Annotated in this window: 9 protein-coding genes and 1 pseudogene; 3 read left to right on the top strand and 7 right to left on the bottom strand. The window is 38.9% G+C overall.

The features are described 5' to 3' along the window. Positions 1-270 precede the first annotated feature (270 nt). From JOC28_RS09475 to rsmD, 3 genes are read right to left on the bottom strand one after another with little or no spacing between them, the layout of a single operon-like run. Entirely contained in the window at positions 271-1,308 is a 1,038-nt protein-coding gene (locus tag JOC28_RS09475) for a SepM family pheromone-processing serine protease (RefSeq protein ID WP_239548949.1), read from the bottom strand. Next, on the bottom strand, positions 1,286-1,786 hold the full coding sequence (gene coaD / locus JOC28_RS09470) for a pantetheine-phosphate adenylyltransferase (protein ID WP_205010450.1): 501 nt from the start codon (positions 1,784-1,786) through the stop codon (positions 1,286-1,288). Before coaD ends, JOC28_RS09475 begins: the two co-directional genes overlap by 23 nt. After that, positions 1,776-2,315, bottom strand: coding sequence for a 16S rRNA (guanine(966)-N(2))-methyltransferase RsmD (gene rsmD, locus JOC28_RS09465; protein ID WP_205010449.1), 540 nt, complete (start codon positions 2,313-2,315; stop codon positions 1,776-1,778). Before rsmD ends, coaD begins: the two co-directional genes overlap by 11 nt. A 144-nt stretch (positions 2,316-2,459) precedes the next feature. On the opposite strand from rsmD, the gene JOC28_RS09460 reads away from it, so the two are divergent. Beyond that, positions 2,460-3,419, top strand: coding sequence for a hypothetical protein (locus tag JOC28_RS09460; protein ID WP_205010448.1), 960 nt, complete (start codon positions 2,460-2,462; stop codon positions 3,417-3,419). 149 nt (positions 3,420-3,568) lie between these two features. Continuing rightward, positions 3,569-4,051: a DUF6568 family protein gene (locus JOC28_RS09455; RefSeq protein WP_205010447.1), complete on the top strand. Its 483-nt coding sequence runs from the start codon at positions 3,569-3,571 to the stop codon at positions 4,049-4,051. 369 nt (positions 4,052-4,420) lie between these two features. Here the strand turns inward: JOC28_RS09455 and asnA are convergent, their stop codons facing one another. The 3 genes from asnA to JOC28_RS09440 form a co-directional block, all read right to left on the bottom strand. After that, positions 4,421-5,413, bottom strand: a complete 993-nt coding sequence (asnA, locus tag JOC28_RS09450; protein WP_205010446.1) for an aspartate--ammonia ligase — start codon at positions 5,411-5,413, stop codon at positions 4,421-4,423. 196 nt (positions 5,414-5,609) lie between these two features. Continuing rightward, the gene (locus JOC28_RS09445; RefSeq protein WP_205010445.1) at positions 5,610-6,671 is read right to left on the bottom strand and encodes an MmcQ/YjbR family DNA-binding protein; all 1,062 of its coding nucleotides are present in this window, start codon (positions 6,669-6,671) and stop codon (positions 5,610-5,612) included. Between the two features lie 51 nt (positions 6,672-6,722). Beyond that, positions 6,723-7,787 carry a hypothetical protein gene (locus JOC28_RS09440; protein ID WP_205010444.1) on the bottom strand — a complete coding sequence of 355 codons (1,065 nt, stop codon included), beginning with the start codon at positions 7,785-7,787 and terminating at the stop codon, positions 6,723-6,725. Between the two features lie 112 nt (positions 7,788-7,899). Here JOC28_RS09440 and JOC28_RS09435 point away from each other — a divergent pair, with 112 nt between their 5' ends. Then, positions 7,900-8,292 (top strand): (deoxy)nucleoside triphosphate pyrophosphohydrolase, encoded by a 393-nt coding sequence (locus tag JOC28_RS09435; RefSeq protein WP_205010443.1) that lies wholly within the window; start codon positions 7,900-7,902, stop codon positions 8,290-8,292. Positions 8,293-8,311: 19 nt separating this feature from the next. On the opposite strand, the pseudogene JOC28_RS09430 reads toward JOC28_RS09435, so the two are convergent. Next, positions 8,312-11,183 (bottom strand): annotated as a pseudogene (locus JOC28_RS09430) (DUF3427 domain-containing protein). Positions 11,184-11,285 lie beyond the last annotated feature (102 nt).

Raw genomic sequence — 11,285 nt, 5'->3', positions numbered from 1 at the left:
TAAAAATAAGACAATAACCACGTAACGGCTACTGTCTTGATATTATTTTTGGGCTTAAAGCATTGATATACTTGACAAATGGTAGAAAATAAAAGTGAGGATAATACTATGAAAAGACACTATTTGATCGCAAATTTATTGATTTTACTTGAGGGAGTCATTGTTATTGTTGTAGGATAATATTAGCTCAATAAAATTTTTAAAATTCCAAGGGTACACTTAGTATTAAAAAACTCCAAAAATAGTCTAGCTACTCTTAGAGTCTTTACATTAGTCATTATTTCTGAGGTAATCAATAGCTTCCTGAACTGTTGACACTTTGACGATTTTCATGTCAGTACCATACTCTTTGGCAGCCTTAACAGCGTCTTTATAATTGTCGCCTGCTGGTGCAAAGAAGATGGTCGCTCCAGATTTGGCAGCAGATACGACCTTCTTGTCGATACCACCAATCTCACCGACAGTTCCATCCATATTGATGGTCCCTGTACCAGCAATGGTGCGACCTTTACGAAGGTCTTCGCTAGAGACTTGGTCGTAAATATCCAGCGTGAACATAAGCCCCGCACTTGGTCCACCGACAGAGCCTGTATGGAAGGTTATCTTATCATCAGAAGAAACGCTGGTGTGGTCAACAAGACCGATTCCGATACCGTTTTTACCATTTGACAGCTCGATAATCTTACCAGTAGCCTCCTTACTCTCACCTCCTGACGTGTATTGCACCGTCACTTCAGAACCCAGATCCAAATCAGAGACAAAGGCAATCAATTCTTCTGAACTGCTGAAGGTTTGACTATTGACACCTGTCACTGTATCAGCGATATTAAGCACACCTTTAAAGGTCGAATCATCTGACACGCTGAGCACATAGACACCCTGATAGTCCAAAGATACCGTCTTACCAGCCAAGGTCAAAGCCTGATAGATAGCAGTATTTTGCGACGTCTCCATATAAAACTGATTGATACGGATGTAGTCCTCTTGACTGTAATCACCAGTTGTCTCCTCAACAGTCGTAATATCGGTAAATGGCGTTGCCCAAGCATAGACAAGCCAAGCAAAGGTTGCTCGCACCTGTGACACAGCAACGAACTCGTAGCTGCCGCTTTCAGAATCTTCCTTGTCATTAACCGTCAAAACCTGTGCGATATTAAAAGCTCCGCCAGGCATTTCAACATAGTAAGGTAGAGGAACAAAGACCGCCGCTAAAAGAAGGATACTTGCAGTTACACCGCTAATCCACCACTTAAAGCGATTGAGCCAAGCTCCAAAAACCTTGATTTTAGATTGTTTCTTGTCTTCCAAACTTCTTCTCCACTTCTTTGATAACACTGTCTGGAGCGTAAGGACTTAAATCAGCCCCAAAATGAATCAACTCCCTAACACGACTAGATGACACAGGCTGTTGCCCATGACTAGCAATCAGATAGACTGTTTCTAGATCATCAGCCAAGCCCTTATTGAAAAATTCCAGATTAGCTTCATAGTCAAAATCAGTCGCATTGCGTAGCCCTCTGACCAGATAGGTCGCTCCGAGCTTTCTCGCAATATCCACAGCCAGTGAATTATGAGCAGTAACAACTCTAACATTGTCAAGTTCTGCTACCGCTTCTTCCAGCATGTGCTTACGCTCCTCAATCGAAAAGAAGCCCTGCTTTTCCTTATTGTAAAAAATACCAACATAGAGCTGGTCAAAGAGCTTGCTCGCACGCTCAATAATATCCAAATGCCCCAAGGTCACAGGGTCAAAAGACCCCGTCAAAAGCCCAATCTTATCTGACATAAACCGTCACCTTTGAAATTCCGTATGTTTTTTGCTTCCAGATACCGACAGAGGCAATCTCCTCTGGCAACTCCACCGACTTGTCCGTCTCACAGACAATCATGACATCCTCAGCCAAGAGCCCTCTCGCATCTAGCGCCTCAATATTGGCTACAATCTGCTCCTTGGCATAGGGAGGATCCAAAAAAATCAGGTTAAAAGTCCCTGCCAACTGACTGATAGCACGCTCTGCCTCCATCTTGAGTAGGCTAAACTGCTTTTCAGACTTAGTCATCTTGATATTTTCTTGGACAATAGCTTGCGCTCTGCGATCTTTTTCCACCAGAACAGCCTCATCCATGCCACGTGAGACAGCCTCGATTGAGAGACCACCCGAACCAGCAAAGAGATCCAAGACACGTCCCCCATCAAAATAGGGACCAATCATATTAAACATGGCACCACGAACCTTATCAGAAGTCGGTCGTGTCGTCTTACCTTCTAACGTCTTCAAAGGACGTCCACCAAATTCACCAGATACAATTCTCATAATGTCTACTATTATATCAAAAATAGGACAGATTATCTTAAACGGAATTTTCTAATATATGCAAAATTCCACTTTACATGTAACCCTTTTCATGATAAGATAAGGCTATAAAGTTTTATGAATGAAAGTATCTAGGAGGTTCTTATGAAAAAGAACAAATCACTTATCCTTACAAGTCTTTTGCTTGGTCTCTTTGGTGCACAACTAGCTAATCCTCAACTAGTCACACCACAATCAAACCAGATTGTCTATGCTGCAACTAACAGTGAAGCTGAAAGCAATGCCGAAAAGGCGGTTAAAACCCTAGAAGACAATCAAAACCGTGATAACCTCGCTAAGGCTAAGGAAAAAGTTGCTGCTTTGAGCACTTCTACCAGCAAGGAAAAACTTGAAAAGCGTATCGCAGCGGTCGAACAAGCTATCATCATCAAAGAAGCCAAAGCTGCTGTTAAACGCCTGGAAGACAACCAAAATCGTGATAATCTTGCCAGCGCTCAAGCGGCAAGTGATCAAGTTAAGGATGCAGGTACCAAAGCAAATCTAACCAATCGTATCAACAAGGTTAGCCAAGCTATTACCATCAAAGAAGCTCAGGCGGCTGTCAAACACCTTGAAGACAACCAAACTCGTGACAATGTTAGCCCTGCCCAGGATGCTACCAACAAGGTTTCAGATCCTGGCACAAAAGCCAACCTTGAAAATCGTATCAATGCCGTACAAAATGCTATCAATATCAGAGAAGCTGAAGCGCAAGCCCAAGCAAATGCAGAAAAGGCAGTTAAAAACCTCGAAGATAATCAAACGAGAGAAAATCAAGCAAGCGCACAAGCTGCTGTTGATAGCGTAACTGACGCCAATAAAAAAGCAGCTTGGCAACACCGAATCAACCTAGTAGACGCTGCTATTTCATCAAAAGAAGCACAAGCTGCCGCAGCAGCGCAAGCAGCTCAGGCGGCACAAGCAGCACGTGATGCTCAGGCAGCAAGCCAGTCTCAAGTACAATCTAGTGGTGGATACACAAGAGACTACCGTGGTAGATGGCACAGAGCTAACGGACAGTATGCTTCTAAAGCTGAAATCGCTGCAGCCGGTCTTCCTTGGTAATTAACTAAATAATCACTTTAAAAGTTGGGATTTCTAAACCCAGCTTTTTTATATTCATGTAAAATTATTTATTATAAGATTGTTCTTCATTTACATCTCAAGCTCTTTCTGTTATGATAAGTTTATCATTAAACAAAGGTTAAAAAGATATGTCATTTCTCAAGAAAAATTTTCTCACAAGTCTTCTCCTCCTGTCTTTTCTACTGATTGGAAAAACAGTATATGCCAGCGATAGCAATCCACTTGATCCAAACATCGTGCAGGCTGAACTCCTCTACAGTCAAGCTGTAAAGACTGAGGAGTTGATTAGCATTAATGCGCAGCAATTGCAGAGCCTGATTGACGATAAGGAGGACTTTATCCTCTATATGGGACGTCCAACCTGTCCATACTGCAGAGCATTTCTCCCAAATCTCATCAGGGCTCTTAAGGAAAGTAAAACTAAGATTTACTATATTGATAGTGAAAAATATGCTGGCGCAAGCCTCCAGGCTTTTCGAGATAAATACCAACTCTCAACCGTGCCAAATCTGACTGTCTATCACAATCAAGAACAGATTGCTAGATTGACCAATGCTAGTCAATCATCGGTCTCAACTATAAAAAACTTCTTGAAAGACTATTCCAATTAACATAACCTCGGAGCTTATACCTCCGAGGTTTTTCGCTATCAAAAAAGAGAGTGGGACAGTAAAACTATCTGGGAGATAGTTTTAGCAATTTAGCAAAGGAATTCGATTTTGTCGTCCCACCTCCGCACAGTTGAGTAGGGCTGTAAGAGTTGATTTATTGACGCTCAAACAGACCACTGGACTGTTTGAGGTGGGAAATAGAGAAAGCGGAGCTTTCATCCTCTCCACTCAGCAGTGGTTCATTGGTGCTAAAGCACCTAATGAACTGTGCAGGGGACTTTCTAAGCTGGCAAAGCCAGCAAGAAAGGCTACCAACCCCTGCGCCTTACAAACAATAAGAAGGCTAGGACATTTGTCCCAGCCTCAAACTTACAAAATATTTTCAAACGTATCGCGAACTTCTTGTGGCCAAACAGATGTTTGAACTTCACCAATGTGTTTCTTACGAAGCAAGAACATAGCCATACGAGATTGACCGATACCACCACCGATAGTCAGTGGGAACAGACCACGCAAGAGAGCCTTGTGCCAATCATATTCCAAACGTTCCTGGTCGCCAGTGATTTCAACCTGACGTTTAAGCGCCTCTTCGTCAACACGGATACCCATTGAAGACAATTCAAAGGCTGAGCCAAGCTGTTCATTCCAAACCAAGATGTCACCATTTAGACCGTGGTAACCATCCTCTGACTCACTTGTCCAGTCATCGTAGTCAGGTGCACGTCCATCATGTGGCTTACCATCAGGAAGAACACCACCGATACCGATTAGGAAGACTGCACCAAATTCTTTAGTGATGGCATTTTCACGCTCTTTTGGTGTCAAACCAGGATATTTTTCAACCAAATCTTCTGAGTGGATGAAGGTAATCTTCTTAGGAAGCACCGCTTCAATATCATAGCGTGCCTCAACAGCAAGCTCTGTCAAACGAATAACCTTGTAGATTGTTTCAACAGTTTCTTTAAGGTAGTTGATGTCACGGTGACCATCAGGAATAACCTTCTCCCAGTCCCACTGGTCCACATAGACTGAGTGAGTTTGGTCCAAAGAATCTTCATCAGGACGGAGAGCCTTCATATTGACAACAAGCCCCTCACCATCATTAAACCCAAAACGCGCCAAAGTGTGACGTTTCCATTTAGCCAAAGAATGAACAACTTCAAACTGAGCATCTGGAATCTTAAGGACATTAACAGAAACTGGGTTTTCGATACCAGACAAATTATCCTGCATACCATCCCCAACTCGACTTAAAATAGGTCCTTGAACTTCAACGACATCAAGTTTATCAATCAAATACTGTGTGAAAGTATTTTTAACAAAAGAAATCTCCTCTTGTTGATGAATAAAGCTTTTTTTCATATTCTGCACTCCTTTTCTCTTAGGTTACCTAAAAAGCGTACTACCTTTTAAGCTCAAATTATAATAATGTGACCATTATACTCTTTTTATTTCTAAAAAGGAAGACCAAATTCACAATTTTTAGAAAATTCTTTCTGCTTTCTGCAACTTTCATGTAAACTAAGGTAACTTCCTATGTTATTTTATGAAAATAGCCTTATTTGAGATTTTCTTGCAACCAAGCTCGCAAGTCTTGACTGACCCGACGAGGTCCCCTAACCGCCTTTACACCAAGCGACTTGAGTCTTTCAAAATCTAGATCTGAATCAGCGTAGGTCTTTATCAAGCGGAGCTTCATCAGTTTTTTGATTGAAGGCTCATCACGATAGGCATGATTTGGAAGATCAGCCTCTAAAACCTGACAGATATAGCGAACTGCTCTAGTCGGTGCCGTAATATAGATGAGCACAAAATCGCCAGCCTTGATTGATGCCTTCTGAGTCCAGAGAACTTCCTCATTCTCCTCAAACTCCTTATCAATATCGTAGTACTTGAGATTGGCAGGAATAATCCAGAAATCAGGTCCCTCAGAGCTTGCTAGCGCATTTGGATTAACCAGAGCACGACTAGCTGAAACTAAGTCCCAAAGCGCTTCATCCGATAGACTATCGTCTAAAACGATAGAAATCCAAGACTTCTTGGACATGTGATAGGACGGATAGATACCATCCAGAGCCAAATACTCCTCTAGCCTTTTAGGGTCAACCTTTATATTAACCACCTCCATAGTCTGCTCTGCCATTTCTCCAGAGAGCCCTAACTTATGTCCCTTTAAGGGAAATAGCAGAGCATACCACTTGCCAGCCACACGGTAGGAGGTGTAGTCAGGGTAGCGCTGAAAGGGATGGTCATAGCTGTCGCCGAAGTCAGAGGCCAGGCGTGCCGCCAAACGGTTGGTCTGAGGCTCACGAAAGGCTTGCGCTTCAAAGCAGGCATCTGCCACCTGACCCAGCAAATCCACATAAGCCTGACGCACTTGACCGACGTAGGAACCAGTCGCACGCTCCACACGCAGAGCAAGATAGTCCTCACCCAAATCCAAATCAATGACACGACCAGAAACATCACCATTAGCCGAAATCGTCAACACCGCCTCAAAAGCACCATCCAACAAAAGAGAACGATAGACAAAGTCCTCGCCATCCCTCACAAAACCAAAGGCCTCCAAACGCTCAAAAACCACCCGCTTCTTAGCAAAAAAATCCGATTCAATAGACATAGTAACTCCTATATATTCTTATAAAACTTTTTTGACTTTATTATAATTAACCTATAGCTTAGACGGAACCAATCGTCTCCTTACATCAATTAATTCAATATTCAGGTATAACGTATTCGTAGAAACATACTCAGAAATAAATCTCTCAACTCTTAAAACTTCTTCATCAGTAAAACAAAAGACTAAATAAACTCCATTTCTATAATTTGCTGCTTTAATATACTCTTGAAGCTGTTTTTCATAACCTTGACGAAATTTAGAGCTACTAGCACGCTTAATCTCTAAGAGAACCTTCTCATCTGTTTCATGAGATCTAAATAATTTAAAATCAACCTTTCCATTTCCTATAAAAACTTCTCTAGATAAATCAACTTCCTTCTGATGGAAGTATGCATCTAATATATTTTCAATTAGTATTTGAATCTGTTTTTCCAAGATAGGTTTATCATTATCCCAAAACAACTGATATAAACTTGCTTTCTCAATTCTCATTTTCAGATAATCAACAAAACTTAAAATCTCAGATGTTAGTGTAATATGACCTGTACGGTATTGATTTTGAATATCCATAGGTAATAACTCAAAATAATAGTCTATATTAATACCAAGTCTCTCTTCAATAATGTCTATACCCATTCTACGATAATTTACTAAATCTGCTATCATCAAAAAATCTGTATCCATAAATAAATCAGATTCAAAATTACTCACATCTGAATAATATTCTTCAAAAGTCAAACTTATTTCTTCATCTAGAATATCATCACTCTCCCAATTTTCAGGTAACAGTAAAGATAAAGTTTCTTTATCAAAAAATGCTTCAAATAATTCAGGATCATCATTTTGAATGTAACTTAAACTTCTAACAATAGAGTACAAAACAAATTCATGAAAAGCAGACATTTGATGAATAAATTCATCCTCCCTATCAGACCAGTAATACAATTCTCTTACAACCTGTAAGCATTTTAGTCTCTGTTCTCTCCATAAATATTTTGGTAATATTTCTTCGATATAGTCATCTAATTCTTCGTATACATCTATGACTAAAGATTCTATCAATCGATGAATAACTTGATTAAAATACTTCCATTGGTTTGTAGGAAAAGCAATCATATTTCAACTCCTCAAATTTTAACTAAAGCTATTATAGCAAATGTCCTTCTAGATTATTTGGGTTCTTATAGAAAATATGCTATGATTAGTTCAATTAGAAATGAGGTTTTCTATGTCAAGAAAAATTATACAAGTTGTTGCAGCAGCTATTCTTAAAGACGGAAAGTACTTCTGTGCACAAAGGCCCGAAGGTAAATCACTCAGTGGTAAATGGGAATTTCCTGGAGGAAAATTAGAAGCTAATGAATCACCAGAACAGGCTCTTATTCGTGAGATTAAGGAAGAATTTAACTCAACAATTGAAATTATAGACTTCGTCAATGATGCATCTTACGACTATGACTTCGGTACTGTTTCTATGAAAACATTTCGTGCTCATCTAGTCGAGGGTGACTTACAACTACTTGAACATCAAGATGCAATCTGGTTAGATCCCAACAATCTCAATACACTCGATTGGGCTCCAGTTGACCGTCCAGCAGTTGATTTATTAAGTAAAAAATGAGGACCAATTGGTCCTCGTTTTATTTTGATGTTAAATAGTGGAACAAATCTGCCTTAATTGGTTCCTGCAACCGTAAAAGCATACTAACAACACTGCCTTCTGATCTTTCAATTTGTTCTGCACTATCTTCTACATAAGAAAGTGGACCGAGATAGTAAAAGTCACCACCCTCAGCATCATTCTTTTTAACAAACAACTCCAAACGTAAATCATTCTTAGAAGACTGAACGATCGATTGAACATCCGGTGAAGTCATCTTACGCTTATTTTTAGAAAACCAATATAAGAGAGACTCGTTTACCAACTCGTCCTCATATTTGATACTCTCATTAATATCATCACTCTTATGATAAGTAATAAAAATTGGACATGAATTAGTTTCTTTATCAATCTTATAACCACCGACATTCTGAGGATTCTCATCCTTCGCAAAATTCATCAATTTAATCACATCACGTCGTGAATATTTTTGTCCCAGCGTAAAAATTTCTGGGTAGTCCTGTGATTTTAATAATCCTGACTCAATCACATCCATAAAGAATGTCCTATAATCCTCATTTTTATCAAGTTCCTGTAATACCAGTTCGTTTAAATAGTACTCATCGTCTTTTTTAAAAAACAAGGGCATTATTGCCAAATTTTTTCTGTTCTTGAGCCTTCAAAAATCTCAAATTCAAAACATTCTCTACCGATGTAAGTACCAAAGTTGAAATATCTAGATCATCTTCAATTAAGGATTCAAAAAATTGATCGAATGAAACACTTCCCTTATTTTCAATCAGTAATTTCAACAGCACAAGTTCATGACGTCTCTTTCCATTTAGACATTCAAAAGTTATAAAAGATAGGAAATTCTTCGGTATATCCGAGAACTGAATCTCTTTATCACCAAACTTAGTTACAACATCTGCATAATCTTTAAAAGCACTATTATCAAAAAATGTTAGAGGATCAATCCCATGATAGGTTATAAAATCTTTCAAAAATAGCTGGCGCCCAAGTTTATTTTGCAAATCTATATAGCTATCATGAAGAATTTTCATACTTGATAAAGTAGTATTTGTAATTGACTCAAAAATCTGTTTACGCGCTACTTCTTCAAAATTAACTGTCGTTAAACCATTTATTAGATTGGCTTCACGAACCTCACGTCGATAATTATCCTTATTCATAGATTGATCACCAAAAAGAGCTACTGGAATCAAATAGTTATTTCGATAATTCCCGATAAAGTCGATAATGGTCACATATTCCTTAGATTTATGTTTACGTAAACCACGTCCAAGCTGTTGTACAAATATAATACTCGACTCTGTATTACGAAGCATAACAACTTGGTTTACACTTGGTATATCAATCCCTTCATTAAAGATATCTACTGTTAAAAGATAATCCAACTCACCATTTTCAAGCTTGGTCACAGCTTCTTCACGAATATTCTGTTTATCATCACCAGTTAGCGCCTGGGTCCTAAATCCTCTCTGATTAAGTAATATAGAGAGTTCAGTTGCTTCTTTCTTACTTGAACAAAATATTAGACCACACACCGCTTCTCCACAATGACCATAATATTTAATTTTATCCACAATATGGTTAACACGATCAGTAGAAACCAAGTTTGAGAAATCTTCCTTCTCGCTGATTAATTTACCATCAACTTCAATATCTGTCACTCCAAAATAATGAAATGGACATAGTAAATCTGCATCCATTGCATCCTGCAGTCGAATTTCATAAGCTATATTATAGTCAAAAAGTTCGTAAATATTTTGCCCATCAGTTCTTTCTGGCGTCGCCGTCATGCCTAAAAGAAAACCTGGTTGAAAGTAATTCATGACCTTTTTATAAGAATCAGCGCCAGCCTTATGAACCTCATCAATCAAGATGTAGTCGAAAAAATCTGCTGCAAACTTTTGTAAGTTCGCATCGCGAGATAGAGTCTGAATAGTTGCAAAAATATATTTCTTATCGGTGACATCACTCCCTGATTTATAAAGGCAAGCTTCATCTGGATCAAAACCAAGTACTGTTTGAAAACTTTCCATAGACTTAGTCAATATCTGCTCACGATGTACTATAAAAAGCATACGCTTAGGATTGACCTGTCTGACATCAAATGCTGACAGATAAGTCTTTCCCGTCCCAGTAGCTGAAATGACTAAAGCTTTTTTAGCTCCATTTTCTCTCACAATATTCAATCCCTCTAATGCCTCGACCTGCATTTTATTGGGTTCAACTTTTCCAACCTGGTAATCAATCGTTGGTTCTTCATTAAAAGTCGTTACTTGAATAACTGTTTTCCGTTTTTCCTTATAAGATTCAATAATCTCAGCAGTTAACGGACGTGATAAATTCCAAATTCGATCAAATTCTTTCTTGGTCTGATACAGTAAATCTCCATTATCTGTTGAATTGAGCTTAATATTCCATTCATAGTTTTGCTTCAAAGCTGTCGCAGTTAAATTAGAAGATCCCGCAATCAAGACCTGTTTATTAGCTTGCTCAAAAAGGTAATACTTAGAGTGCAGCTGCATAGATTCCTGAGAAATACAGACCTCAACATTTGGAAGCTTCAGTAAATCATACATGGCTAAAGGATCATTGAAATCAAGATATGGTGAAATCAAAATCTTTCCAGATATACCACGAGAAGCTAAGTCTGCTAGCTGCGCCTTAATCATAGAAATACCAGACTGAGTCACAAAAGCCACAGAAAAATAGAAAGCTGTACTCTTAAGCAATTCCTCCTGCAAATCCGTCAAAACAAAACGTTTCTCATCAGCATTGTTAATTAAAATTTTAGGTGCATAAGTCATATTTTGAGAATGCATCCTATCAATAAAACCAAATTGTAGAGACTCCAACAATTGAGCTTCGAAACCTGAATTCATAAAAAATAGAGGCTGGGCAAAAACTAGCTTCAGAATAGAAAAAAACGAGCACTTCCGCAGTCGGAGATGCTCGTTTTCCAATGTCATGGTTTATAATTATAA

The organism is Streptococcus loxodontisalivarius (genome assembly GCF_016908645.1).
Taxonomy (GTDB): Bacteria; Bacillota; Bacilli; order Lactobacillales; family Streptococcaceae; genus Streptococcus; species Streptococcus loxodontisalivarius.
Note: the sequence above shows the minus strand (reverse complement) of the source record. Positions and strands in the feature narration are given on the sequence as shown.